Annotated in this window: 24 protein-coding genes, 1 tRNA gene and 1 pseudogene; 6 read left to right on the top strand and 20 right to left on the bottom strand. The window is 70.4% G+C overall.

The window, feature by feature from the left end:
- Positions 1 to 16: 16 nt before the first annotated feature.
- A complete protein-coding gene (locus AWB92_RS12330; RefSeq protein WP_085185901.1) occupies positions 17 to 784 on the bottom strand; it encodes a histidine phosphatase family protein in 768 nt (255 codons plus the stop codon).
- Positions 785 to 821: 37 nt separating this feature from the next.
- Positions 822 to 1124, bottom strand: coding sequence for a hypothetical protein (locus tag AWB92_RS12325; protein WP_085185899.1), 303 nt, complete (start codon positions 1122 to 1124; stop codon positions 822 to 824).
- A gap of 125 nt (positions 1125 to 1249) precedes the next feature.
- Here AWB92_RS12325 and AWB92_RS12320 point away from each other — a divergent pair, with 125 nt between their 5' ends.
- The 4 genes from AWB92_RS12320 (at position 1250) to AWB92_RS31040 (ending at position 5861) form a co-directional block, all read left to right on the top strand.
- Positions 1250 to 2302 carry a hypothetical protein gene (locus AWB92_RS12320; RefSeq protein WP_085185897.1) on the top strand — a complete coding sequence of 351 codons (1053 nt, stop codon included), beginning with the start codon at positions 1250 to 1252 and terminating at the stop codon, positions 2300 to 2302.
- 53 nt (positions 2303 to 2355) lie between these two features.
- A complete protein-coding gene (locus AWB92_RS12315) occupies positions 2356 to 2562 on the top strand; it encodes a DUF5703 family protein (protein ID WP_068108689.1) in 207 nt (68 codons plus the stop codon).
- Positions 2562 to 3680, top strand: a complete 1119-nt coding sequence (locus tag AWB92_RS12310) for a quinone-dependent dihydroorotate dehydrogenase (protein ID WP_085185895.1) — start codon at positions 2562 to 2564, stop codon at positions 3678 to 3680. Before AWB92_RS12315 ends, AWB92_RS12310 begins: the two co-directional genes overlap by 1 nt.
- 183 nt (positions 3681 to 3863) lie before the next feature.
- Positions 3864 to 5861, top strand: coding sequence for a PE family protein (locus tag AWB92_RS31040; RefSeq protein ID WP_085185893.1), 1998 nt, complete (start codon positions 3864 to 3866; stop codon positions 5859 to 5861).
- Between the two features lie 77 nt (positions 5862 to 5938).
- Here AWB92_RS31040 and AWB92_RS12300 read toward each other — a convergent pair whose 3' ends face one another.
- Both AWB92_RS12300 and AWB92_RS12295 read right to left on the bottom strand, forming a co-directional pair.
- Positions 5939 to 6469: a YbhB/YbcL family Raf kinase inhibitor-like protein gene (locus AWB92_RS12300; protein ID WP_085185891.1), complete on the bottom strand. Its 531-nt coding sequence runs from the start codon at positions 6467 to 6469 to the stop codon at positions 5939 to 5941.
- 25 nt (positions 6470 to 6494) lie between these two features.
- Entirely contained in the window at positions 6495 to 7841 is a 1347-nt protein-coding gene (locus tag AWB92_RS12295) for a M20/M25/M40 family metallo-hydrolase (protein ID WP_085186109.1), read from the bottom strand.
- A gap of 123 nt (positions 7842 to 7964) precedes the next feature.
- Here AWB92_RS12295 and AWB92_RS12290 point away from each other — a divergent pair.
- Positions 7965 to 8050, top strand: a tRNA-Leu gene (locus AWB92_RS12290).
- Positions 8051 to 8212: 162 nt separating this feature from the next.
- On the opposite strand, the gene AWB92_RS12285 is transcribed toward AWB92_RS12290, so the two are convergent.
- Positions 8213 to 8413 carry a hypothetical protein gene (locus AWB92_RS12285; protein ID WP_085185889.1) on the bottom strand — a complete coding sequence of 67 codons (201 nt, stop codon included), beginning with the start codon at positions 8411 to 8413 and terminating at the stop codon, positions 8213 to 8215.
- Positions 8414 to 8557: 144 nt separating this feature from the next.
- Between AWB92_RS12285 and AWB92_RS12280 the strand changes: the two are divergent.
- Positions 8558 to 9244, top strand: a pseudogene (locus tag AWB92_RS12280) (phosphoribosyltransferase); the annotation flags it as partial.
- 3 nt (positions 9245 to 9247) lie between these two features.
- Here the strand turns inward: AWB92_RS12280 and AWB92_RS12275 are convergent.
- The 15 genes from AWB92_RS12275 to AWB92_RS12205 all read right to left on the bottom strand — a co-directional run bounded on the left by AWB92_RS12275 (position 9248) and on the right by AWB92_RS12205 (position 25624).
- Entirely contained in the window at positions 9248 to 9607 is a 360-nt protein-coding gene (locus tag AWB92_RS12275) for a hypothetical protein (protein ID WP_085185885.1), read from the bottom strand.
- An 81-nt stretch (positions 9608 to 9688) separates the two neighbouring features.
- Positions 9689 to 10492: a DivIVA domain-containing protein gene (locus AWB92_RS12270; RefSeq protein WP_085185882.1), complete on the bottom strand. Its 804-nt coding sequence runs from the start codon at positions 10490 to 10492 to the stop codon at positions 9689 to 9691.
- A gap of 239 nt (positions 10493 to 10731) precedes the next feature.
- Positions 10732 to 11034 (bottom strand): YggT family protein, encoded by a 303-nt coding sequence (locus AWB92_RS12265; RefSeq protein WP_067149893.1) that lies wholly within the window; start codon positions 11032 to 11034, stop codon positions 10732 to 10734.
- A 119-nt stretch (positions 11035 to 11153) separates the two neighbouring features.
- Positions 11154 to 11783 carry a cell division protein SepF gene (locus tag AWB92_RS12260; RefSeq protein ID WP_085185880.1) on the bottom strand — a complete coding sequence of 210 codons (630 nt, stop codon included), beginning with the start codon at positions 11781 to 11783 and terminating at the stop codon, positions 11154 to 11156.
- Between the two features lie 65 nt (positions 11784 to 11848).
- A complete protein-coding gene (locus tag AWB92_RS12255) occupies positions 11849 to 12625 on the bottom strand; it encodes a YggS family pyridoxal phosphate-dependent enzyme (RefSeq protein WP_085186107.1) in 777 nt (258 codons plus the stop codon).
- 5 nt (positions 12626 to 12630) lie between these two features.
- Positions 12631 to 13338, bottom strand: coding sequence for a peptidoglycan editing factor PgeF (gene pgeF, locus AWB92_RS12250; RefSeq protein ID WP_085185878.1), 708 nt, complete (start codon positions 13336 to 13338; stop codon positions 12631 to 12633).
- A gap of 49 nt (positions 13339 to 13387) precedes the next feature.
- A complete protein-coding gene (gene ftsZ, locus AWB92_RS12245) occupies positions 13388 to 14533 on the bottom strand; it encodes a cell division protein FtsZ (protein WP_068108701.1) in 1146 nt (381 codons plus the stop codon).
- Positions 14534 to 14793: 260 nt separating this feature from the next.
- Positions 14794 to 15726 carry a cell division protein FtsQ/DivIB gene (locus tag AWB92_RS12240; protein WP_085185876.1) on the bottom strand — a complete coding sequence of 311 codons (933 nt, stop codon included), beginning with the start codon at positions 15724 to 15726 and terminating at the stop codon, positions 14794 to 14796.
- Positions 15723 to 17192 (bottom strand): UDP-N-acetylmuramate--L-alanine ligase, encoded by a 1470-nt coding sequence (gene murC, locus AWB92_RS12235; RefSeq protein WP_085185874.1) that lies wholly within the window; start codon positions 17190 to 17192, stop codon positions 15723 to 15725. Before murC ends, AWB92_RS12240 begins: the two co-directional genes overlap by 4 nt.
- Complete coding sequence (gene murG, locus AWB92_RS12230) at positions 17189 to 18379, bottom strand: undecaprenyldiphospho-muramoylpentapeptide beta-N-acetylglucosaminyltransferase (RefSeq protein ID WP_085185872.1); 1191 nt, start codon at positions 18377 to 18379, stop codon at positions 17189 to 17191. The genes murC and murG overlap by 4 nt, the downstream gene beginning before the upstream one ends.
- Positions 18376 to 20061, bottom strand: coding sequence for a putative lipid II flippase FtsW (ftsW, locus tag AWB92_RS12225; protein WP_085185870.1), 1686 nt, complete (start codon positions 20059 to 20061; stop codon positions 18376 to 18378). Before ftsW ends, murG begins: the two co-directional genes overlap by 4 nt.
- A gap of 5 nt (positions 20062 to 20066) precedes the next feature.
- Positions 20067 to 21518 (bottom strand): UDP-N-acetylmuramoyl-L-alanine--D-glutamate ligase, encoded by a 1452-nt coding sequence (murD, locus tag AWB92_RS12220; protein WP_085185868.1) that lies wholly within the window; start codon positions 21516 to 21518, stop codon positions 20067 to 20069.
- A 1-nt stretch (position 21519) separates the two neighbouring features.
- Positions 21520 to 22599 (bottom strand): phospho-N-acetylmuramoyl-pentapeptide-transferase, encoded by a 1080-nt coding sequence (gene mraY / locus AWB92_RS12215; RefSeq protein ID WP_068184952.1) that lies wholly within the window; start codon positions 22597 to 22599, stop codon positions 21520 to 21522.
- A complete protein-coding gene (gene murF / locus AWB92_RS12210) occupies positions 22596 to 24101 on the bottom strand; it encodes a UDP-N-acetylmuramoyl-tripeptide--D-alanyl-D-alanine ligase (RefSeq protein ID WP_085185866.1) in 1506 nt (501 codons plus the stop codon). The genes mraY and murF overlap by 4 nt, the downstream gene beginning before the upstream one ends.
- Positions 24098 to 25624, bottom strand: coding sequence for a UDP-N-acetylmuramoyl-L-alanyl-D-glutamate--2,6-diaminopimelate ligase (locus tag AWB92_RS12205; RefSeq protein ID WP_085185864.1), 1527 nt, complete (start codon positions 25622 to 25624; stop codon positions 24098 to 24100). Before AWB92_RS12205 ends, murF begins: the two co-directional genes overlap by 4 nt.
- Positions 25625 to 25735 lie beyond the last annotated feature (111 nt).

Below are 25735 nucleotides of genomic sequence, written 5' to 3'. Positions count from 1 at the left end.
CCCCGCCGCAGCGAAACTAATCAGTCGACCCGCCGACCACCGCGTCGCTCGTCGGCACCGCTTCGGCCGGCCCGGTTTGCGACTCCCCTTTCGACTCATCGTGAGCCTCATCACCCTTGGTCTCGTCCTTCGGCGGGGGCCCCGCCCGCAACGCGGCGGACAGCCGGCCGCCCGTGTGGTTGACGTGCAACACGAATGGCCGCAGCGGGGTGTAGCGGATCACCGTTACCGACCCGGGATCGGCGGTGACGCGCTGAAACCCGTCCAGGTGCATGCCGTATGCGTCGGCGACGACGGACTTGATGACGTCACCGTGGGTGCAGGCCACCCAGAGCGCGTCGGCGCCGTCTGCTCCGCCAAGTTCTGCGGCCAACCGGCGGTCGTGCGCTCGGATGGCCGCGACGGCGCGAGCCTGCACCTGCGCCAGGCCCTCACCGCCCGGGAACACCGCCGCGCTGGGGTGGGCCTGGACCACCCGCCACAACGGCTCCTTCGTCAACTCGCCGATCTTGCGGCCGGTCCAGTCGCCGTAGTCCACCTCGGCGAGTTCCTCGTCGATGAGCGGCTCGAGGCACAGCGCCTCGGCCAGCGGCTCGACGGTGCGCCGGCAGCGCAGCAGCGGGGAGGTGACCACCGCGCGGATCGGCAGGTCGCCGATCCGGTCGATCAGCCCGGCGGCCTGCTCGCGGCCCTTGTCGTCGAGGTCGACGCCCTCCGAGCGCCCGGCCAGCACACCGGCGGTGTTCGAGGTGGAGCGGCCGTGCCTGAGCAGGATGACGGTCACGACGACGACCGTACTCGGTAAGGGCGTGGGTGGTTCGTTAGCGGGAGACCGGCACCGCATGCGCGATCGAGTCGCGTACCGCGGCGGTCAGGCTGCGCTCGTCGGTGAGGTCGATGTCGACCAGGCCGCGGACAGCCCGCGCGACCACGTCCTCGGCCTGCGGAACGGGGCCGGAGAGGCGTGGGCGGTAAATTTCGACGACGAGCGAGCGGTGCTCGATGTGGAAGGAGAAGCTGCGCCCATCACCGAGTTGTCCGTACCCGCTGGCAAAGATTCCCGTCGAGATGTCCTCGACAGCAAACTCTTTGTCTGCGACATGCCGGTCAACGATGACGGTCATGACGCGACCATACCTCTCCAGTCCGACCCCATGCAGGCAACATGGCCATATTGGATGCGAAACCGTTCCCTAAAATTTGAATTTCACGTTGGTGACGCGAGGGAAAATAATTGCTGCGACGACATATGGTCGACAAACCGGCAGCCCAGGGCGCCTTCCTTGCGCTGGCGTTTTTGCTGGTAGCGGTCGCGGGTTGCTCGGGCGATCCGCTCGCTAGCGCGCCGCCCACGATCGAACCGGCCCAGCCGGCCGTCTCCCCGCCGGCGTCGCAACCCCCGGCCGGCACGGTGCGACAGCTGGCCGGCCACGGCGCCGCGGCAATCTTCGACGCGGCCACCCGTCAACTGGCCGTCCTGGTCCCCGGCCCCGACCCGGAGGCGCCCGCCAGTCTCACCGAATTCGGCGACCCGCAGTCCGCGCCGCGGGTGGTCGACCTGCCGGGCCCGGCGACCGCGTTGACCGGCGACGGCCGCGGCACGGCCTTCCTGGCCACCCGGGGGGGCTACTTCGTGGTCGACCTGTCCGCCGGACGCGCGACCCGCGTGCCCGTCGCCAACGCCCAGCAGGTCGACTTCACCGCCGTCGCCGAGCGAGCCGACGGAACGCTGGTGCTGGGCAGCGCGGACGGCGCCCTCTACACCTTCGCGTCCCGGACACCGACTTCCGTACGCAGCGCCACCATCAGTACCCGCAACAAGATCTTCGCGCGTGTGGATGCGATTGTGGCACAAGGGAATACGATAGTGGTGCTGGATCGGGGCCAGACCTCGGTGACGACGATCGGCGCCGACGGACGCGCCGAGCAGGCGCTGCGTGCCGGGGAGGGCGCCACCACCCTGGCCGCCGACTCGCTGGGCCGCGTCCTGGTCGCCGACACCCGCGGCGGGCAGCTGCTGGTCTACGGAGCCGATCCGCTGATCCTGCGGCAGGCCTACCCGGTGCGGCAGTCCCCCTACGGCCTGGCCGGTTCCCGGGGGCTGGCCTGGGTGTCCCTCACCGCGGCGAACGTCGTCATTGGTTACGATCTGTCAACCGGAATTCCCGTCGAAAGGGTGCGATACCCAACCGTGCAGCAACCCAACTCGCTGGCTTTTGACGAAGCGTCGGGCACCTTGTACGTGGTGTCGGGGTCGGGTGCGGGTGTCCAGGTCATCGAGCACGCGGCGGGCACGCCGTGACGAGCCGTCAAGAACCGCGGTGGAGTCGGCTGCCGGCGGGCTGGGAAGCGGAGATGTCCGACGAATACGAATGGATCCCGCTGCGCCTGCCGCCGGAAGTGACGCGGCTCAGCGCGTCCATCCGGCTGTCCATCGAGGCCGAATATCGCGGCTGGGAGCTCACCCGGGTGCGCCTCTACACCGACGGCAGCCGACGGGTGTTGTTGCGCCGCAAGAAAACTCGTCTCGACAGCCGACGGCCCGACCAACCGGAATTGTGATGTACCGGCTTACCCGCCGGCTGTTATTCCTGTTCCCGCCCGAACGCATTCACACGCTGGTGTTCGCACTGCTGCGCGCCGTCACGGCCCTGCCCGTCGCGCGGCGGTCGCTGCACCGACGGCTCGGCCCGACCGACCCGGTGCTGGCCAGCACGGTGTTCGGGGTGCGTTTCCCCGGACCGCTGGGCCTGGCCGCCGGCTTCGACAAGGACGGCAAGGGCCTGCTCACCTGGGGCGCGTTGGGTTTCGGGTACGCCGAGGTGGGCACCGTCACGGCGCAACCCCAGCCCGGCAACCCCGGCCCCCGCCTGTTCCGGCTGCCCGCCGACCGGGCCCTGCTGAACCGGATGGGGTTCAACAATCGCGGCGCCGGCGCGCTGGCGATCCGCCTCACCCACCGCCGCCCCGACGTGCCGATCGGGGTCAACATCGGCAAGACGAAGGCGGTCGCGGCCGCCGACGCCATCGGCGACTATCGGGCCAGCGCCCGGCTGGTGGGACCGCTCGCGTCGTATCTGGTGGTCAACGTCAGCTCGCCCAACACGCCGGGGCTGCGCGACCTGCAGGCCGTGGAATCGCTGCGGCCGATCCTGCAGGGCGTCCTGCTGGAGGCCTCGACGACGTCGACGCCGGTGCTGGTCAAGATCGCACCCGACCTTTCCGATTCCGACGTCGATGACATCGCCGACCTGGCCATCGAGCTGGGCCTGGCCGGCATCGTCGCGACCAACACCACCGTGTCGCGGGAGGGACTGAACACGCCGGGGGTGAAAAAGCTTGGCGCGGGCGGTATCTCGGGGCCGCCGGTGGCGCGCAGGGCCGTCGAGGTGCTGCGTCGGCTCTACGGCCGGGTGGGTGACCGCCTGGTGCTCATCAGCGTGGGCGGCATCGAGACGGCCGACGACGCGTGGGAGCGGATCACCGCGGGCGCGTCGCTGCTGCAGGGCTACACCGGCTTCATCTACGGAGGAGGCTTGTGGCCCAAGCACATTCACGACGGCATTGCCCGCCGCCTGCATGACGGCGGGTTCGCGTCACTCGGCGACGCGGTGGGGTCCGCGGCCATCGACCCGGGCCGACCGACGGGGGGCTCGGAACGGCTTGGGGAGCCGGGATAGCCGTCCTATTTGGCGTGTGTCAATTAAAACGGTTGAACGCCTTGCCAATACGACGCCGCGCGTTGCGGGTTGTGCATTTGTATAACTAGCTGCTAGAAACGGGTTTAGCCCGTCACAATTTGGTGAACATTGTGACCGGTATCTCAGCAGGCTAATCGGGAGAGCCTTCGAGGGGAGACTGCCATGTCATTTGTCGTTGCTGCGCCGGAAACGGTCGGGGCCGCCGCCGGGGATTTGGCGGGCATCGGTTCCGCGCTGCGAGAGGCCACCGCGGCCGCAGCGGGCCAGACGACCGCCATCACCACCGCTGCCGCCGATGACGTGTCGCTGGCCGTCTCGGAGCTATTCGGTGCGTACGGGCAGCAATTCCAGGCGATGACCGCCCAGGCGGCGGCATTTCACAACGAGTTTGTGAACCTGCTGAACGGTGGGGCGGCGGCCTACCTCGGCACCGAGCTCGCCAATGCCCAGCAGGCCATGATCGGCGAATTCACCGCCAACGGTGCGGCTGCGTCCGCCCCGCTGCTCGGCGGACTGCTCGGCGGGGGCGACGGACTGCTCGGCCTGGGTGCCCCGGGCACCGGGCTGCTCGGTGGTTTGGGCAGCGGGCTAAACCAACTCCTCAGCCCCTTCAACGGCATCTTCAACAGCATCGGCGGCGCATTCGCCAACGGCTTGGGCGCCTTCCCGGCGATTCTTAGTGGCTTCCCGACCCTGAGCGACTTCTTCGGGCCGTTCAACCTCGGCAATTTGACCCCAGGCCTGAGCCTCACCTCGGGACCCCTCGGCGCCCTGCTGGGGCCGACCCTCAACGGCGTCGGACTGGACCTGGGCACCTTCTTGTCCAACGAGCTGACCCACGGCATAACCCTGAGCGACGTGGGCGGAACCGTCACCGGGCTCTTCCAGGACGTGCCGCTGCTCCAGGGACTTCAACCCCTGCTGAACTCGTTGCTGCCCGGGCTGTTCGGGCCGGTGCCATCCGGCAGCCCGGCGCCCTATCCCAACCCGTACACGGTCCTCTTTGAGAACACGGCGACGAATCTGAGCCTGATGGGCGCGCAGTTCGCGAGCCATCCGTTCCCGATCCTGAGCCAGATCATCGCCAACCAGAGTCACTACGCGCAGCTCATCGCGAGTGGGGTCGCGAGCGACCTGCAGGGTTTCCCCGCGAACGTTCCGACGAACATTCAACTGGCCGTTCAGGGCGCCGCGACCTTCAACCCGGTGGCCCTGGGGCAGACGTTCGTCAACGGCGTGACCGGCTATGGGTGGACGGTGAGCACGTCGCTGCAGCAAATCGGCTCCGGCATCCAGGGCACTTTGCCCGCCGCGACCCGCGACATCGCGGCGGCCCAGGCAGCAGTAGCCGCCGGCAACTACTACGCGGCGGTGCAGGACGCAGCGCACGCGCCGATCGACCTGTTCATCACCGGATTCGATACCAGCCACCTGACGACCAATGTCAGTGGTTCCATTGCGAACCTCAACGCCACGATCTCCATCGTGGGCCCGGTCGGGTTGGAAGGCCCGGCGGCAGCGCTGCTTCCCATCCTGACCGCCACCGGACAGCAGGTTCAGGGTGTCGCCAGCCTGGTCCCTGCCGGCTCTGTCCCAGGGCAGATGCTGCACAACTTGGCCAACGCGGTCGGCGTACTCACCAACGCCGGCGTCTCGGCGAACTTCACGGTGACCCTGGCGGCTTTGCCTCCGGGCGGCACGCTGGCCGGCCAGGCCATATTCGGGCTGCCATTGCAGCTGGGCTTCGCGATATTGGGTCCGCCATTCGCGATGGCGAACGGGGTCGCGCAGGGCGCGACGGCGTTCGGTACTGCGGCGCAGACCGGCAACGTCCTGGGAATGCTCAACGCGGTCGGCGACATGCCCGCCTACGCGATGAACGGCTTCCTCAACGGCCAACTGCTGGTGGACCTGCCGCTGCCGGTGGCCGTGTCGGAACCGGGGGTGGGCGTCATCATCCTGCCGGCCACGGCCCACGTGCCGTTCGACGGGCTTCTTACTCCGCCGGAACCGCTGTCGGTCACGATTCCGTTGAACCTGCTCGGCATCAGTATCCCCATCAACCAGACCCTCGGCGGCACGGAATTCGGGGGCCTGTTCCCGACGCTGTTCAACACCATTCCGGAAGCGATCGCCGCGGCAATCACACCGACCGGCTAGTCCCTGTCGCGAAAGTGCAACTGGCGACGCGTTGCCCGAGTGGCCTGTCGGCAGTTGCACTTTCGCGAACGTGCGGGCTACTTCTGCTCGTAAGTCCCGTAGATGTAGGCGCGCGCGATCGCGTGCTGGAACAGGTTAAACCCGAGGAACGCCGGGCTGGCGTCTTCGGGCAGGTCGAGCTTCTCGACGTCCACGGCGTGCACCGCGACATAGTAACGATGCGGGCCGTGCCCCGGCGGCGGCGCGGCGCCGACGTACCGGCGCATGCCGGCGTCGTTCACCAAAGTCAGTGCGCCGCCGGGCAAATCGCTGCCGTCGCCGGCGTTGTCGGGTAGGTCGGTGACGTCGACGGGCAGGTTGGCCACCGCCCAGTGCCAGAATCCGGACAGTGTCGGGGCGTCGGGGTCGTAGACGGTGACCGCGAAGCTGCGGGTCTCCTCGGGGAAGCCCGACCAGCTCAGCTGCGGGCTGACGTCCTCCCCGCCGGCGCCCATGATCCCGCTGACTTGCGGGGTGGCCAGCGGCTGCCCGTTGGTGATCGAGTTCGAATTCAGGCCGAACGACGGCAGTTTCGGCAGCGCGTCGTAGGGGTCGGGCGGCAGGCTCATGGGCGATCCTCTCTTTGGTTGTCTACTAGCAGTGTGTCAGGAAGTGTTCCAGCACCTCGGTGCCGAACCTCAGCGCCTCGATGGGTACCCGCTCGTCGACCCCGTGGAACAGCGCGGCGAAGTCCAGGTCCGGCGGCAGCCGCAGCGGGCTGAAGCCGAAACAGCGAATCCCCAAGCACGCAAAGGATTTTGCGTCGGTGCCACCGGAAAGCATGTAGGGCACCGTCCGGCCGTCGGGGTCGACCGCCAGCACGGCGGCGTTCATGGCATCGACTAGCTCACCGTCGAAGCTGGTCTCGTACGACGGGAGGTCCCTGATCCATTCGCGGGCCACGTTGGGGCCGATCAGCTGGTCCACCTCGGCCTCGAATGCCGCCTTGCGACCCGGCAGGATGCGGCAGTCCACCACCGCCTCCGCCGTCGCGGGGATCACGTTGGCCTTGTACCCGGCCTTGAGCATCGTCGGGTTGGCGGTGTCGTGCAGGACCGCCTTGAGCATGCGGGCCATCGGGCCGAGCTTGTCGATCGTCCCCGCCAGGTCGGGCGCATCGATGTCGAAGCTCAGCCCGGTCTCCTCGCTCACGGCGGCCAGGAACTGCTGGACGGTGTCGGTCACCACGAGTGGAAACTGGTGCCTGCCCAGCCGGGCGACCGCCTCGGCGACGGCGGTGACGGCGTTCTGGTCGTGCACCATCGACCCGTGTCCGGCCGGGCCCTGGGCGCTCAGCCGCATCCACGACATCGCCTTCTCGGCCGTCTCGATCAGGTAGAGCCGGCGCTCTCCCCCGTCGCGGCGCGGCACGGTCAGGGAGAACCCGCCCACTTCGCCGATCGCCTCGGTGACGCCGTCGAACAGCTCCGGCCGGTTGTTGACCAGCCATTGCGCCCCATAGTGACCGCCATGCTCCTCGTCGGCGACGAACGCGAACACCAGATCGCGGGGCGGCACGATGCCCGCCCGCTTCAACTGCCGGGCGACCACGATCATCATGCCGACCATGTCCTTCATGTCGACCGCGCCGCGGCCCCAGACGAAGCCGTCCCGGATCGCGCCCGAGAACGGGTGCACGGTCCAATCGGCGGGCTCGGCCGGGACCACGTCGAGATGCCCGTGGATCAGCAGGGCGCCGCGCGAGCTGTCCGCGCCCGGTAGGCGGGCGAACACGTTGCCGCGGCCGGGCGCGCCGGACTCGATGTACTGCGGCAGGTAGCCCACCTCTTGCAGCTGCTCGGCGACCCATTGCGCGCACTCGGCCTCGCCCCGCGTGGTCTCGGGATCGCCGGTGTTGGTGGTGTCGAACCGGATCAACCTGCTGACGACCTCGACCACGTCATCGAAGCGATTGGACGACAGCTCGGTGCGCTCGGTCACAACCACCCTTCCTACCACTGCCGGCGCCGCCGGGCTCGGGCCGGAACCCCCGGCGCGCGGCGAGCTAACTTGGGTCCGCGCGGGCCGATCCGATAGCCTTAGCTGCCAACTCTCGTTGGTCTTGTCCGAGTGGCGGAATGGCAGACGCGCTAGCTTGAGGTGCTAGTGCCCTACTAATGGGCGTGGGGGTTCAAGTCCCCCCTCGGACACACGACCGAGCCGAATGGAATGAATGCTCGCATTCATTCCTGAGGCGACGGAGTGTGTTGAGCGGCGAAGCCGCGAGCACACATCCGGCGACGTGAATGCTCGCATTCACGTCCGAGCCGATGGAGTGTGTTGAGCGGCGAAGCCGCGATCACACACCGGTTTTACGGCCCGGCATGCCGCTTGGGCGGCGGGTACACGGCCCGAGCGATCGTCGCCGACAGCCAGCCGATCCCCCATCCAAGGCCGACCAGCAGGAACGTGCGCCGGGTGTCGGCGCCCGCCACCGCCGAAACCCCGACCAAGATCACAGCCCACACCACCGCGCAGGCGATGCTGTAGGACGTGTAAGTGCGCCGACCCATTTCGCCATTCCTCTCGTGCCGCCGCGAATTCCCCTCGCGCACAAGGCTACTGCGTGATGAAACTCACCGCGAGAATCCGGCCCTCTGGCCTTCTTCGCGCACCTGGACGCCGCACGTAGGCTAGATAAAGGCCAAGCCTGGCGAATGCGACCAATGAACCCACCGAGCGGCTTTCTTCGGCGAACAGCGACGCGCACGTTCCGCGACCGTCGCGAGGCCGGCCGCGTGCTCGCCGAGCAGTTGGCGTCCTACCGGGGCAAGGACGATCTACTGGTTTTCGGGCTCGCCCGCGGCGGCGTCCCGGTGGCGTGGGAAATCGCGGCGGCGCTGCACGCCCCGCTCGACGTGTTCCTGGTCCGCAAGCTCGGGGTGCCGCGCTGGCCGGAGCTCGCGATGGGCGCGCTGGCCAGCGGCGGTGCGGTGGTGATGAACGACAACGTGGTTTCGAGCCTGCACATCACCGACGAGCAGGTCCGCGAGGTGATCGCCAGCGAAACGGCCGAACTCCACCGGCGCGAGCAGGCGTACCGGGGCGGCCGACCCGTGGCCGACCCGCGGGGCAAGATCGTGATCCTGGTCGACGACGGCATCGCCACGGGGGCCAGCATGCTGGTCGCCGTCCGCGCCCTGCGGGCCGCGGGCCCGCGGTCGATCGTCGTCGCGGTTCCGGTCGGCCCCCCGTCGACGTGCCGCGAGATCGGGCAGGAAGCCGACGACGTGGTGTGCGCGACCATGCCCCCGGGTTTCGAAGCCGTCGGGCAGGTGTACGCCGACTTCCATCAGGTCAGTGACGATGAGGTCCGCGAGCTGCTGAATACGCCGACCCGCTGACGGCTACGTGGTGCGGTTCTCGCCGCGGCCGTCGGCGGGCACCGCCGACTCCTCGCTGGTTTCGAGCCCCTGTGAAGACTCGCCGACGGTGGTGTCCTCGGCGGGTCGTTCGCCCTCCTCCGGGACTTCCTCGGGGTAATCGACCGTCGCGTCCTCGCCGTCCCCCGCTGCTGCAGCGTCTTCGGCGACTTCGCCGCCGGCGTCGCGCCGCTGGCGTTCCCGCAGGGCGTCGATGATCAGCAGCACCACGCCCAGGACGCTGGCGCCGATGCACACCCAGGCGACCAACTCGTTGCTGGTGACGACCGCGAACACCAACGCGACGAGCCCGATCAGGGCGAGTACCAGCGCAATGATCAGCATCGGCCATCCTCCAGGCGACGAGCGGGACTGCCAGGTCCAGTGCAGGTTAGTGCCGCGTCGTGGCTTGGCGCGGCTGCCAGGCTAGTTATTACCCCGATTGAACTGGTCGAACCCGCCGGCATCGGCGCTGGAGTCGACGGGTGCCGCCGAGCCGCGCTGGCCGAGTTCCTCGAGCTGAGATTCGAGGTAGGTCTTGAGGCGGGTGCGGTACTCGCGCTCGAACGTGCGCAGCTGCTCGAGGCGGCCCTCCAGCACGGTGCGCTGCTGGTTGATGGTTCCCATGATTTCGGAGTGCTTGCGTTCCGCGTCGGCCTGCAGGGCGTCGGCCTTCTCCTGGGCCTGCCGCAACTGGGTCTCCGAGCGGCTCTGGGCGTCGGCCAACATCGCGTCGGCGCGTTGCCGGGCCTCCGCGACGGTGGTCTCGGCGGTGTGCTTGGCCTCGCTGAGGATCTGGTCGGCGTTGGCGCGCGCGTCGGCAAGCATCTTGTCGGACTCGGCCTTGGCGGTGCTGGTGAGCCGATCGGCGGTGTCCTGGGCCAGGCTCAGCACCCGGGCGGCCTTGAGGGCCTGCTCCTCGTTGGTTCCCGTGGGGGCCGCAGGCGGCGGAGGCGCCACGACGGGCGCCGGTTTGACCGGCTCGGGTTCGGGCTCGTAGGTGGGGATCGCCTGGGTGGGCTGAGCGGCGCCGCCGCCACCCCCGGCGGCCAGCTCGCGGTCCAGCTCCTCGATGCGTTGACGCAGATCGGAGTTCTCCTCGATGAGCCGCGTCAGCTCGTTTTCCACCAGGTCGAGGAAGGCGTCGACCTCGTCTTCGTTGTAACCGCGCTTGCCGATCGGCGGCTTACTGAACGCCACATTGTGGACGTCGGCTGGTGTAAGCGGCATTGTTCGTCCCCTCGAGTTCCTGTCAAACGATCTGGAAAGTGTAGAACGGAGTGGTTGCCGTCGTGCAACTGCCGTCCATCCTGTCACACCAGACCCGGCGGTAGCCGATTAGCCCAATAATTAAGAACCAATTTCAAACACTAAGACCAATAAAATCCAAACCCTTAAAGTTTTTAAATCGCGGCCGCCGAACCGACGCTAAAACGTGGCCGAACCGTCTCCCGGCTCCGTCGGCGCGCTCACGGCGCGGCTCCCGCGGCGGCGCCGAACGCCAGTTGCATGCCGATGAACGCGACCAGCAACAGCACCATGATCGACAGGTCGAAGCGGACCGCCCCGATGGTGAGCTGCGGGATCAGCCGCCGCAGCAGTTTCACCGGCGGGTCGGTGATCGACATGATGATCTCGAGAACCACGACAGTGATGCCGGTCGGATGCCAGTCACGGCTGAACGAACGGATGAACTCGACGACGACCCGGGCGATCAGCAGCAGCCAGAAGATGAACAGCGCGAACCCAAGGATCTGAAAGAACAGCACCAACTCCGACGCCCCGACCTAACCGATGAGATGACCCGAATATCAGCCGCCAGCGTACCGAGTCAACGGTGCGGGCACACACCTCACGGCCGCCGACCTGCTAGGCGGCGGCACGGGCGCGCCTATTGGTAAGCGTAAAAGCCGGTTTCGGCGATCCGGCGACGCTCTTCGGGTGACACGTCGACGTCGGCGGGCGACAGCAGGAACACCTTGGTCGCGACCTTGTCGAACGAGCCGCGCAGCGCGAAGGCCAGGCCGGCCGCGAAGTCGACGAGCCGCTTCGCGTCGGCGTTGTCCATTGACACCAGGTCCATGATGACCGGGGTGCCGTCGCGGAAACGTTCGCCGATGGTGCGCGCCTCGCTGTAGTCCTTGGGCCGCAGCGTGGTGATCTTCGACATCGGGCTGCCCTCTTCGAACAGCATCGCCATCCGGCGCGGGTCCATCGCCAGCGCGCCGCGGGTGGAGTTCCGCAGCCACGTCCCGAGGCGCGGGCGGCCCATCTCGGGACGGTCGAATTCGCGGGGGGTGTAACCCCGCTCCTCCGGGTAGCCGCCGCGGTAGCTCGGCGGGTAGTCGGCGGGCTCGCCGCGCGGGTCGTCGAAGTCGCGCCCGTCATAGCGCCCGTAGCCGTCGTCGAAGCGCGGGCGGGGGAATCCGCGAGAGGGCGCGCGGTCGTCGTAGTACTCGTCGTCGTAGTCCTCCATCGGAGCCATACCGAAGTAGGCCTTGACTTTGTGCAGTGTGCTCATCGCTTAACCCTTCTAGCCCCTGGGATTATTGGTGTCTGTGATGAAGGTGTGACTACAGTGACTAATTACGGTGACGGTAGCCGCCGCGGACCCAATAGCGCGGTACCGACACGCACACATGTCGAACCATGTTTGACGGCGATTTCGAAGTCGCTGGACATGCCGGCGGACAAGCCCACCGCATCCGGGTGCGATTCGAGCACCCGGCGGTGCTCCGATCGCAGCAGGTCGAAGGCCCGCTCGGGGTCCCAGTCGAGCGGCGGGATGCCCATCAGGCCGAGCAGCTTCAGGCTTTTGGAGTCCGCGACCTGCGCGCAGACCTGATCGAGGGCGCCGGGCCCGGTGATGTCGACGCCGCCGCGGGAGACGTCGCCGTCGAGGCTGACTTCGACGTAGACGTGCAGCGGCTCGGACCGGCGTCCCTCCGACAGCGCCGTCGACACCGCCCGATCGAGCGCGGTCACCAGCCGGGTGCTGTCGACCGAGTGGGCGGTGTGCGCCCAGTTGGCCAGCGACCGCGCCTTATTGCGCTGAATGCGGCCGACCATGTGCCAGTGCATATTCGGCAAGTCCGCAAGCGCTGAACTACCGGCCAACCGCGCGACTTCGGCGACCTTCGCCGCGGCTTCCTGGTCGCGGGATTCGCCAACGCACCGACAACCCAATCGAGACAAAATCGCGACATCGGTTGCTGGAAAGAATTTGGTAATGGGGAGAAGTTCAATTTCGCTGACATTGCGGCCCGCCGCTTCCGCGGCCGCCGCAAGTCGCGAACGCACCGCGGCCAATGCGTGCGTCAATTCCGTTTCGCGGTCTTGCCCGGCCGGCATGTCCCCCGCCATCGAGGTCACTCCATCCAGATCAGCGACGCCAGCCGACCGGTCGGCGCGTCCCGGCGATGACTGAACAGGGTCGGGTCGGCCACCGTGCAGCGGGGGTCGACGTCGATCGCCGTGACACCCAAATCCCTTAGCTGGCAAGCGATTCCGGCCCGAAGATCCAGTCCGGGCGTGCCCGCCGAGGTGGTGGTCCGGCTGCCCGGCAGCGCCGCCTCGACCTCGTCGGCCATCGCGGCGGGCACCTCGTAGTTGCGGCCGCTGACCGCCGGCCCGAGCAGCGCCGAGATGTCGCCGGCCTGCGCGCCGAGCCCGAGCATCGCCTCCACCGCGCGCGCCACCACCCCACGCTGCGCGCCGACGCGACCGGCGTGCACGGCGGCGACCACGCCGGCGCGCGCGTCGGCCATCAGCACCGGGACGCAGTCGGCGGTCACCACCGCCAGCGCCAATCGCGGGGTGCTGGTCACCAGCGCGTCGGTGCCGTCGACTGCCGCTTGCTGCGGCGCGTCGACCACCTCGACCCGATCGCCATGGATTTGGTTCATCCACACGACCCGGTCGGTGCCCAGTCCGAGGGCCGCGGCCAGCCGGGATCGGTTGGCGGCCACCGCGGCCGGGTCGTCACCGACGTGGTCACCCAGGTTGAAGGTGTCGAACGGCGGCGCCGAGACACCGCCCGCGCGGGTGGTGGTCACCCGCCGGATGCGAACGCTCACGTGACCAGTATCCGGACGGCCGGGCCGTTCCCGTGTCACGCGCACGACGTCAGCGGCGCATGAACGGCGGCACGTCGACGTCGTCGTCGTCACCGCCAATACTCAACGTCGCGCCGTTGGTGTGCACCGGCACGCTCACCGCGTCGACGGGTTCGAACAGCGTCGACGTGAGCTTGCCGGCCTTCGCCGACTCGATCCGGTGCGCGCCGGCTTTCTCCCCGGCGCCGATCACCGGCTTGCGGCCCGGTCCGCTGGCCTCGAACCCGGCGGCAATCACGGTGACGCGCACCTCGTCGCCCAGCGAGTCGTCGATGACGGTGCCGAAGATGATGTTGGCGTCCTGGTGGGCGGCGTCCTGCACCAGCGAGGCCGCCTCGTTGATTTCGAACAGGCCCAGGTCGCTGCCGCCGGCGATCGACATCAGCACGCCCTGGGCGCCCTCCATCGACGCCTCCAGCAGCGGCGAGTTGATCGCGATCTCGGCGGCCTTGAGCGAGCGGCCCTCGCCGCGGGCGGAGCCGATGCCCATCAAGGCGGTGCCCGCGCCGGACATGATGCCCTTGACGTCGGCGAAGTCGACGTTGATCAGGCCGGGCGTGGTGATCAGGTCGGTGATGCCCTGGACGCCGTTGAGCAGCACCTCGTCGGCGCTGCGGAACGCGTCCATCAGCGATACCGCGGCGTCGCCCATCTGCAGCAGCCGGTCGTTGGGGATAACGATGAGCGTGTCGCAGCTTTCCCGCAGCGCGGCGATGCCGCTTTCGGCCTGATTGCCGCGCCGTTTGCCCTCGAAGGAGAACGGCCGGGTGACCACGCCGACGGTCAGCGCGCCCAGCTTGCGGGCGATGCTGGCCACGACGGGCGCCCCGCCGGTGCCGGTGCCGCCGCCCTCGCCGGCGGTGACGAAGACCATATCGGCCCCGCGCAGCAGCTCTTCGATCTCGTCCTTGGCGTCCTCGGCGGCCCGGCGCCCGACCTCCGGGTCGGCTCCGGCGCCCAGCCCGCGGGTGGAGTCGCGTCCGACGTCGAGCTTGACGTCGGCGTCGCTCATCAACAGCGCCTGGGCGTCGGTGTTGATGGCGATGAACTCCACGCCCTTGAGGCCCTGCTCGATCATCCGGTTGACGGCGTTGACGCCGCCGCCACCGATACCCACAACCTTGATGACGGCCAGGTAGTTGTGCGGGGGGGTCATCATTACTTCTTCCTCCCTGGTGGGACTCGGTGTGTCCGCTTGGCAAACCCTCAACCTCAACCATAGAGTTAGAGTTATGTCAAGTAGTTCCGCGCAAACAGAACGGTATGGGTCAGGCGGGCGCTAATCCCGCAGGCGCGCCGACGCGCGGCACGCAAATTTTTGGCTAGCGCGGCGCTGTGTGTCCGCCGAGCGTCACGCCAGCGCGGCATTCGCCGCCGGGCGCCACGCTGGCGTGACGCTCGATGGGCTAGGCGCGGCTACTTCACGGTCGGCAGATCGGGGCTGGACACGTCGTAGGTCCGGCCGGGCTGGGTCAGCAGCGCGGCCAGTTTCTCGGCCTTCTCCTCGGTGCGGTCGGTGGTCCCCCAGATCACCACCCGCCCGTCGTTGAGCGTCAGCGTGATCGAGGCGACCGACGGCGCCGCGATCCGGCCCACCTGGCCCGAGACCTCTGGGCGCAGCGCGATCAGCACCTGCAGCGCGGCCTTGGTCGCCGGGTCGCTCGGGCCGGGGTCGGCGACGTCGATGTAGGGCAGCGCGGGGGGCGGCGGGGCGGTCGCGAAGTCGACGCCGTCGCGGTCGAATAGGTGCGGGCCGTCCGGAAAGTCCTTCACCACCAACGGCACCCGCTCCACGATCGTAATGCGCAGGGCCGACGGGTACTGCCGCTGCACGCGCGCGCTGGCCACCCGCCGGATCGCGGCCACCCGCTCGGCGACCTGGTTGGTGTTGATCTGCAGCAGCGGCGTCCCGGGCCGCACCCGCGCCGCGTCCAGCACCTGCTCGCGCGTCACCGTGCCGGTTCCGGTGACGACGATCTCGCGCGCCGACATCGCGGGCGTGAAGTACAGCACCAGCCCCAGCCCTACACCGACGACGGCCACCACCACGCTGATCAGCAGCATCTTCAGCCCCCGCACCACGCCGCGGGCAGGTATGGGTTGGTTGACGATGCGCCCGCTGGCCTGGCGCTTGGCCTCGCGGCGGGCCTCCTCGATGGCCCGGGCGCGCGCCTGCGCCGCGCGGCGCTCGGCCCGCTCGCGGCGCGCCCGCCGGCGCGGCCCCTCGAACTCGGCCTGATCCTCGGCTGCGGCCTCGCCTTGCTGCCCCGTCGCGAGCGGTTCGGTGATCACGCCGTCGGCGGTGTCGGAGCCGGGCTCGGGCGGGCTGGCCTCGTTCGGCTCGGTCATCGCGGTATCCCCGGCCGGCCCGGCGCGCTGCGGTTGGCCCGCAGCCGCAGCGCGGTCACGATCTCCGGACCCAGCAGCGTCACGTCGCCCGCACCCATCGTGACGACGACGTCGCCGGGGCCCGCGGCCTCGGCGACCTCCCCGGCGACCGCGGAGAAATCCGGCAGGTAGCGCACCGGCACGCTGACGTGCTCGGCGACGCTGGCCCCGCTGACGCCGGTGAGCGGTTGTTCGCGCGCGCCGTAGACGTCGAGCACGAACACCTCGTCGGCGGCGTCCAGCGCCCGGCCGAACTCGGCGGCGAAAGCCTTTGTGCGCGAATATAAATGGGGCTGGAACACCACGATGGAGCGGCCGTCCCCGCTCTGCTCGAGGACGGTGCGGACCGCCGCAAGCGTGGCGGCGATCTCGGTGGGATGGTGGGCGTAGTCGTCAAACACCCGCACCGCCTCCGGGCCGGTTCCCGAGGTCCCGACCAGTTCGAAGCGGCGCCGCACGCCCTCGAATCCGGCCAGCCCGTCGAGCACCTCGTCGGCCGACGCCCCGATCTCGAGCGCCGCCAGCAGCGCGCCCAGCGCGTTGAGCGCCATGTGCCGCCCGGGCACCGACAGCCGCATCACGCGCGGATGCTCCTCGCCCGCGAGCTGGATGTGCGCGACCGCCTCGATCCCCTGCTGCTCCCACGACAACAGCCTGGCGGCCAGGCCTTCCCCCGCGGAGCCGTAGCGCAGCACCCGGATGCCCAGCTCGGCGGTGCGCTCGGCCAGCGCCGCCGCCCCCGGGTCGTCGGTGCACACGACCAGCGCTCCCCCGGGCGCGAGTCGCTCCACGAACGCGTCGAACACCTCGACGTACGCGTCGGCGCTGCCGTAGAAGTCCAGGTGATCGGTCTCGATGTTGGTGACCACCGCGACGTTGGGCGTGTACTCGAGCAGCGAGCCGTCGCTCTCGTCGGCCTCGGCGACGAAGCAGTCGCCGCTGCCGTGATGGGCGTTGGTGCCGGCCTCGCCGAGCTCGCCGCCGACCGCGAACGACGGGTCGCGCCCGCAATGCTGCAGGGCCACGATCAGCATCGACGTCGTCGTCGTCTTGCCGTGCGTGCCGGTGACCATCAGCGTGGTGCGCCCGGCCATCAGCTTGGCCAGCACGACGGGCCGCAGGACCACCGGGATGCCGCGCCGGCGCGCCTCGACGAGCTCGGGGTTGGTCTTCGGGATGGCGGCGTGGGTGGTGATGACCGCCGTCACGCCGCCCGGCAACTGATCCAGCGACGACGCATCGTGGCCGACGCGGATCAGCGCGCCCCGGGCGCGCAGGGCGTGCAGGCCGCGCGACTCCTTGGCGTCGGACCCGGAGACCAGCGCGCCCCGGTCCAGCAGGATGCGGGCGATGCCCGACATGCCGGCTCCCCCGATGCCGACCATGTGCACGCGCCGCAGCTCGGGCGGCAGCTGCTCGGCGGTCACCCTCGCCTCCGCGCCGCGATGTCCAGCGCCGCCTGGGCCACCCGTCGCGCCGCGTCCGGGTGTCCCACCCGCGCGGCGGCCGTCGTCATGGCCGCCACCCGCGCCGGGTCGTTGAGCAACCCGCCGGCCTCGCGGGCCACCAGGGCCGGGGTCAGGTCGGCGTCGGCGACGATCATGCCGCCGCCGGCGTTGACCACCGGCAGCGCGTTGAGCCGCTGCTCGCCGTTGCCGATCGGCAGGGGCACGTAGATGGCCGGCAGGCCGACGGCCGACACCTCGGCGACCGTCATCGCCCCAGATCGGCAGATGGCCAGGTCGGCCGCGGCGTAGGCCAGGTCCATCCGGTCCAGGTAGGGCACCGCCACATAGGGCGGATCGCCCGGCGCGGGCGTGCGCAGCTCGAGGGTGTTCTTGGGACCGTGGGCATGCAGCACGGAGACGCCGGCGGCGGCGAGGTCGGCGGCGGCCGCCGACACCGCCCGGTTCAGCGAGACCGCGCCCTGCGAGCCGCCGAACACCAGCAGCACCCGCGCGTCGTCGGCGAAGCCGAAGTGCTTGCGGGCCTCGGCGCGCAGCGCGGCGCGGTCCAGCGTGGTGATGGTCGCCCGGACCGGCACCCCGACCACCTCGGCGCCGCGCAGCCCAGAATCCGGCACCGCGGAAAGGATCCGGTCGGCCGTGCGCGCGCCGACGCGGTTGGCAATGCCGGCCCTGGCGTTGGCCTCGTGGATCACCACCGGCACCCGGCGCCGAATGCCGGGGATGCCGCGGGCGGCCAGGTAGGCCGGTACCGCCACATAGCCGCCGAAGCCGATCACCACGTCGGCGTCGACGGCGTCGAGCACCGCGCGGGTCTCGCGCACGGCGCGCCACACCCGCGGCGGCAGCCGGGCCAGGTCGCCGCTGGGCTTGCGCGGCAGCGGGACCGGCGTGATCAGCTCCAGGTGATAGCCGCGCTCGGGCACCAGCCTCGTCTCCAGCCCACGGCGGGTGCCCAGGGCGGTGATCCGGACGCTCGGGTCGAGGGCGCGCAGGGCGTCGGCGACGGCCATGGCGGGCTCAACGTGCCCGGCCGTCCCACCACCGGCCAGCACGACCGACACGGAATCAAGGGCCGATGATGCAGCACCGGCGGGCGAGGGGCTTGCCCCCAGCCCGCCGGCCGGCTGTTTGATCGTGCCGTTCACCCGTAACGCTGACCTTCCAATGCGCGAGTTCGCCGTGCCTTACGCTGGCCGGCGCCCTGACTGGCGTAGCGCTGGCCAGATCCATGATGCCCTCCCCGCCCGCGGGCGCCGCCCCCAGACTGGCGCGTCGGGCGGGCGGCCTTTCGTCCCGCGGCCCCCCGCACCGGGGCGTCGGCGGCGCGGGGCGCCTTGCGTGCGGGCGCCTTCGGCCCCTTGCCGGCGGCCTGCGGTCCCACCTTCTTGCGGTCGCGGAACGCCTCGATGCGGCTGGGCACGTACGGCTGGGGCAGCGGCAGCCGCAACAGCCGGGTCACCTTGTCGTCGCGACCGGCCCTCAGCGCGGCCACCGCCTCCGGTTCGTGCCGGGCCGCGTTGGTCATAATCCCGATCATGAAAAGTGTTGCGGCCGTGGATGTTCCGCCGGCGGAGATGAGCGGCAGCTGCAGGCCGGTGACGGGCAGCACGCCGATCACGTAGCCGATGTTGATAAACGCCTGCCCGAGGATCCACATGGTCGTGGTGGCGGTCAGCAGCCGCAGGAACGGGTCGGCAGAGCGGCGCGCGATCCGCATCCCGGTGTAGGCGAACACCCCGAAGAGCGCCAGCAACCCGAACGCGCCGATGAAGCCGAGCTCCTCGCCGATGATCGCGAATATGAAGTCGTTGTGGGCGTTGGGCAGGTAATTCCACTTGGCGACGCCCTGACCGAGGCCGTCGCCGAAGATGCCGCCGTGGGCCAGCGCGAACTTGGCCTGCCGGGCCTGATAGCCGGTGTCCTGCGGGTCGTTTTCGGGGTTGATCCAGGACCGCACCCGGTCCGAGCGGTACCCCGCGGACATTGCGAGGACCGCGCCGGCCATGAAGACGGCCAGCAGCGAGGTGACGAAGACCCGCAGCGGCAGGCCCGCGTACCACAGCAGGGCCAGCAGGATGATGCCCAGCGACACCGTCTGCCCCAGGTCGGGCTGGGCGACGATGAGCGCCAGCGCGATGACCGCGGCCGGGACCAGCGGGATCAGCATCTCGCGCAGCGAGGCCCGCTCCATTCGCCGCGCCGCGAGCAGGTGGGCGCCCCAGATGGCGAACGCGATCTTGGCCAGCTCGGACGGCTGCATCGAGAAGCCCGCGATCACGAACCACTTACGCGAGCCGTTGGCCAGGTTGCCGATCCCGGGAACCAGCACGAGGACTAGCAAGATGATCGTGACGAGGTAACCGGTGAAGGCCACGCGCCGGATGAAGCGCACCGACACCCGCATCGCGACGTAGGCGGCGACCAGCCCGATGATCGTCCACAGCACCTGCTTGCCGAAGATCACCCACGCCGACCCGTCGGCGCCGTACGAGCGCACCCCCGAGGCGGACAGCACCATGATCAGACCGAGCGTGGTCAGCAGCCCGGTGACGGCGATGATCAGGTGAAACGACGTCATCGGCCGGCCCAGCCAAGCGCCGAACCGGCCGCGCAGGCCGGCCGGCAGGGCCGCGACCCGGGCCTTCACGCCTGCTGCGCCGCCCCCGGCCCTGGCGTTCGGCGGATCGGCGGTTTCGAAGGCGTCCGTCGCGTCCTCGTCGATCGAGGCGTCGGCAGCGTCGTCGGCAGCCGCCTCGTCCCGCTCGGGGGTGGCGGCCTGGTTACTGCCCTTGCCCCGGCGCAGCCGCCGGGTCAGCGCGTTTCCCACAGCGGCTACCGGATCGCCGCGCGGACGGCGGCGGCGAACGCGTCGCCGCGGGCGGCGTAACCGGCGAACTGGTCGAACGACGCGCCGGCCGGTGCCAGCAGCACCGTGTCGCCCGGCTTGGCGAGGTCCCGCGCGGCGGCCACGGCCGCGGTCATCACGCGAGCGCCGAGGTCGCCGTCGGAAGGTCTCACTTCTGTCACAGAAGCATCAGGAACCACAGCAGTCGCATCCATATCAGCATCCTCGCCTGTCACAACGTGGACGACGGGGACATCCGGCGCGTGTCGCGATAACGCCTGTGCAACCTCCGCGCGATCTCGGCCGATGAGCACGGCGCCGACCAGCCGCGATGCGACGATGGCGACCTCGGCGTCCACCGATGCGCCTTTCAGCAAACCGCCGGCCAGCCACACCACCCGCGGGTAGGCCAGCACCGACGCCTGCGCGGCGTGCGGGTTGGTCGCCTTGGAGTCGTCGACGTAGGTGATCCCGTCGGCGACGGCCACCACCTCGGCGCGGTGCCGGCCGAGCCGGAACGACGCGACGGCGCCGGCGATCGCCTCGGCCGGCACGCCGACGCTGCGGGCCAGGGCCGCGGCGGCCAGGGCGTCCAGCACCCCGACCGGGCCGGGCACCGGGATCGATTCGGCCGGCAGCAGCGCCAGGTCGTCGGCGAAGGCGCGGTCGACCAGCATTCCGCCGCGCACGCCGAGTTCGCCCGCGGCCGGTTCGCCGAGCCGGAAACCGGTCCGCACCGGCGCGGCCGCGGTGTCCAGCAGCGCGGCGGCCCGGGCGTCGTCCAGCCCGGCCACGGCCACCCGGCCATCCAGCACCCGGGCCTTCGCCGCGGTGTATTCGGCCATGGTGGCGTGCCAGTCCAGGTGATCCTCGGCGATGTTGAGCACGACGCCGGCCTCGGGCCGCAGCGAGGGCGCCCAGTGCAGCTGGAAGCTGGACGCCTCGACGGCCAGCAGGTCGGCGGGCCGGTCCAGCACGTCGAGGACCGGGTCACCGATGTTGCCGCACAGCACGCTGCTCTTCCCGCCGGCGACCAGCATCGCGTGCAGCATCGACGTCGTCGTGGTCTTGCCGTTGGTCCCGGTGACCACCAGCCACCGGCGCGGCGGCCCGTAGTGGCCGGCGGCGTCGAGCCGCCAGGCGAGCTCGACGTCGCCCCAGATGGGCACGCCCGCCGTCGCGGCGGCGGCCGGCAGCGGCGTGGACGGCGAGAAGCCGGGGCTGGTCACCAATAGGGCGTAGTCGGAGACCCTTTCGGCGGCCGTCGACGTCGTCGCGGTCGCGACCCCGCCGTCGGCGAACCGGCGCAGCGTTTCGGGGTCGTCGTCGCACAGGGTGGGGACGGCACCGAACCGGGTCAGGGCCGCGAGCACGGCCTTGCCGGTGACGCCACCGCCGGCCACCAGCACGGGCGCGCCCGGCGCGAGCGGGTCAAGCACGTCAGGCTCCGATCGTGGCCAGCCACTCACCGTAGAACAGGGCCACGCCCAGCCCGCAGGTGATCGCGGTGAGCAGCCAGAAGCGGATGATCACCGTGGTCTCGGCCCAGCCGACCAGTTCGAAATGGTGGTGGAAGGGCGCCATCCGGAACACCCGGCGCCCGGTGGTGCGAAAGGCCAGGATCTGCAGGACGACGGAAGTGACCTCGGCGACGAACAGCGAGCCCAGCACGACGGCCAGAATCTCGGTGCGGCTGGTGACCGAGAGGCCCGCGATGATGCCACCCAGCGCCAGCGAGCCGGTGTCGCCCATAAAGATCTTGGCCGGCGCGGCGTTCCACCACAGGAAGCCGATGCACGCGCCGGCGGTGGCAGCCGCGACGATCGCCAGGTCCAGGGGGTCGCGCACGTTGTAGCAGCCGAGGCCGGGCGCGGTGACGCAGGCGTTGCGGTATTGCCAGAAGGTGATCAGCACGTAGGCGGCGGTGACCATGGCCATGCACCCGGCGGCCAGCCCGTCCAGGCCGTCGGTGAAGTTGACCGCGTTGGACCAGGCGCTGACGACGATGACGCAGAACAGCACGAACAGCCCGGGAGCCAGTGTGACGGTGGCGATTTCGCGCACGTAGGACAGGTTCGCGCTGGCCGGTGTGAGGCCGTTGGGATTGCGGAACTGCAACACCAGCACGCCGAAGAGCACGGCGGCGACGATCTGCCCGACCGTCTTGGCCGTCTTGTTCAGCCCGAGGTTGCGCGACCGGCGGATCTTGATCAGGTCGTCGAGGAAGCCGACGAAGCCCAGCACGGTGGCCAGGCCCAGCACCAGCAGGCCCGACGCGGAGATGCCCTCGCCGTCGAACGCCAGACCCGCCAGGTGGGTGCCCAGGTACCCGGCCCAGATCCCGGCCAGGATCGCCACGCCGCCCATCGACGGGGTGCCGCGCTTGGTGTGGTGGGTCGGCGGCCCGTCCTCGCGGATCTGGTGGCCGAAGCCCTGGCGGGTGAACAGCCGGATCAGCGCCGGGGTCAGCAGGATGGACACGGTCAGCGCGATCGCGACCGCGATGAGGATCTGTCTCACGGGCGCGCCCCGGTGTCGGCCGCCAGCGCGTCCGCGAGCGCGCCCAGGCCGGCGGCGTTGGACGCCTTGACCAGGACGACGTCACCGGGCCGCAGCTCCGCGCGCAACAGGGCCAGCGCGGCGTCGCCGTCGGGCACGTTGACCGCCTCGGAACCCCACGAGCCTTCCATGACCGCCGCATGGTGCATGGCGCTCATCGACCTCCCGGTTCCGACGACAACGAGTCGAGACACATCTAAGCGCACGGCGAGCCGGCCGATACGGTCGTGCTCGGTGATCGCGTCGTCGCCGAGCTCGGCCATCTCGCCCAGCACGGCCCAGCTCCGGCGCTTTTCGCCCGCCCCGTGGGCGATCCAGGCCAGCGCCTGCAGCCCGGCCCGCATCGAGTCGGGGTTGGCGTTGTAGGCGTCGTCGATCACCGTGACGCCGTCGGCGCGGGTGGTCAGCTGCATGCGGTGGCGCGACACCGGCCCCGCCCCGGCCAGGGCGTCGGCGACCTGCTCGACGCCGGCGCCGCATTGCAAGGCGACCGCACCGGCGCACAGCGCGTTGGTGACCTGGTGGTCGCCCAACACGCTGAGTTGTACCGGCGCGGCGCTGTCCATCGCGTGCAGGGTAAAGCGCGGCCGGGCCAGTTCGTCCAGCGACACTCCATCCGCCCACACGTCGCTCGGACCGGCGTCCGTCTGGCTCGCGCGGCTGACCCGGACAACCCGGGCGGTGGTGACGTCGGCCATCGCCGCCACGGCCGGGTCGTCGACGTTGAGGATGACGACGCCGGACGACGGAACGGCTTGGGGCAGCTCGGATTTGGTTCGCGCGATGGCTTCCCGCGAGCCGAATTCGCCCAGATGGGCGGTGCCGACGTTGAGGACCACGCCGATCGCCGGGGTGGCGATCTCGGCCAGCGCGGCGATGTTGCCGGGGTGCCGCGCCGACATCTCGAGAACGAGGTAGTCGGTGCGCCGCGTCGCGCGCAACACCGTCCAGGGGTGGCCCAGCTCGTTGTTGAAAGACCCCGGCGGGGCGACCACCTCGCCGAGGGGCGCCAGCACGGCGGCCACCAAGTCCTTGGTCGAGGTCTTGCCCGACGAGCCGGTGATCCCGATGATGGTCAGCCCGCCGGCGACCAGTTCGGCCGCCACCGTCTGGGCCAGCTTGGCCAGCGCGGCCAGGACCGCGGCGCCCGAGCCGTCGGCGTCGTGCTCGAGCACCCCGGCCCGGGTGTCGTCCGCTCCGGTCGGGGTCACGACGATGGCGGGCACCCCGACCGGACGCGCGGCCAGCACCGCCACCGCCCCGGCCACTACGGCCGAGGGTGCGTGATCGTGGCCGTCGGATCGCGCGCCGGGCAGCGCCAGGAACAGCCCGCCCGGGCCGACGGCGCGCGAGTCGAACTCGACGGTCCCGGTGACGCGCAGTTCGGCGGCGTCCTCCGGTGTGATGTCCGCCAGTGTGCCGCCGACGATTTCGGCGATTTGCGCGACGGTCAGGTCGATCACCGGCGGGCCTCCAACGCGCGGGCCAGCTCCACCCGGTCGTCGAACGGGCGGGTCTCGGTGGCCCCCTGCTGCCCGGTTTCGTGGCCCTTGCCCGCTACCAGCACAACGTCGCCGGGGCCGGCCCAGGCCACCGCATGTTCGATCGCGGCCCGGCGGTCGCCGATCTCGACGACCTGCGCCGAGCCGCCCGCCGTCCCGGACAGGATCTCCCCGCGGATGGCCGCCGGATCCTCCCGGCGCGGGTTGTCGTCGGTGACGACGACCAAATCGGCCAGCTCCGCGGCGATTTCGCCCATCGGCGCCCGCTTGCCCGGGTCGCGGTCGCCGCCGGCGCCGAACACCACCGCCAGCCGGCGCCCCGGACCCGCCAGCGCGGTCAGCACCGCGCGCAGCGCCTCGGGCTTGTGGGCGTAGTCGACCAGCGCGAGGAAATCCTGGCCGCGGTCGATCTCTTCCAGCCGCCCCGGGACGCGGGTTTGCAGCAACCCCGGGGCCGCCTGCTCCGGAGAGACGCCCACCGCGTCCAGGATCGCCAGCGCCACAAGGGCATTCGCGACGTTGTAGTGGCCGGGCAGCCGGATGCCGACGCGGTGGTGCACGCCGGCGGGGTCCACCGCGGTGAACTCTTGGGCCCCCGGGCCCATCGGTGCCACGTCCACGGCGCGCCAGTTGGCGGGTTCGCCGGCGGCGCTGACGGTAATCGGTTCCTCAGCGCGGGCGGCCATCGCGCGACCGGCGTCGTCGTCGATGCACACGACGGCCCGGCGGGCCCGCAGCGGCGACTCGGGGTCGAACAGCGCGGCCTTGGCCTCGAAGTAGTCGGCCATGGTGGGGTGGAAGTCGAGGTGGTCGCGGGACAGGTTGGTGAACGCGCCCACCGCGAACCCGGTGCCGTCCACGCGCCCCAGGGCCAGCGCGTGGCTGGACACCTCCATGACCACCGTGTCCACCCCCTGTTCGGCCATCGCGGCGAGCATCGCCTGCAGCGCGGGGGCCTCCGGGGTGGTCAGCGCGCTGGGGATGTCGGCGCCGTCGACGCGGATGCCGATGGTGCCGATGAGCCCGGCCGTCCGCCCGCCGGCACGCAGGCCGGACTCGACCAGGTAGGTGGTGGTGGTCTTGCCGGACGTTCCGGTGATCCCGATGACCGTGACCTTCTCCGACGGGTTGCCGTACACGGTGGCGGCCAGGCCGCCCAGCACGCCGCGGGGCGTGGGGTGCAGCAGGGTGGCCACGGTCGCGGCCGCCTCGCCCATCTCGGCGACCCCGGCGGCGTCGGTGAGCACCGCGACGGCGCCGCCGTCGATCGCGTCGGCGGCGTACCGGGCGCCGTGCGTGGTCGAGCCGGGCAGCGCGGCGAACAGGTCACCGGGCCGCACGTCCTGCGCGCGCAGCGTCACGCCGGTGACCGGGACGTCGGGCACCGCTACCCCGTCGGCCATCACCGCGCCGACCTGGGCCGCCAACTGGGGCAATCGGGCACCCGCGCCGGCGCTGGGGCGCAAACCAGTGGGCACCGACACACCTCCCGTCCACCCGCGTGGTCCTTTTGATCGGCCATGACACCCTACCGAGGGGCAGCGGCCGACCGGGTGGGCTCGTCAATTGAGTGTGCGTTGGGGGCCTTCAGTCTG

The sequence above is a fragment of the Mycobacterium sp. IEC1808 genome, assembly GCF_002101935.1.
Lineage (GTDB): Bacteria > Actinomycetota > Actinomycetes > Mycobacteriales > Mycobacteriaceae > Mycobacterium.
Note: the sequence above shows the minus strand (reverse complement) of the source record. Positions and strands in the feature narration are given on the sequence as shown.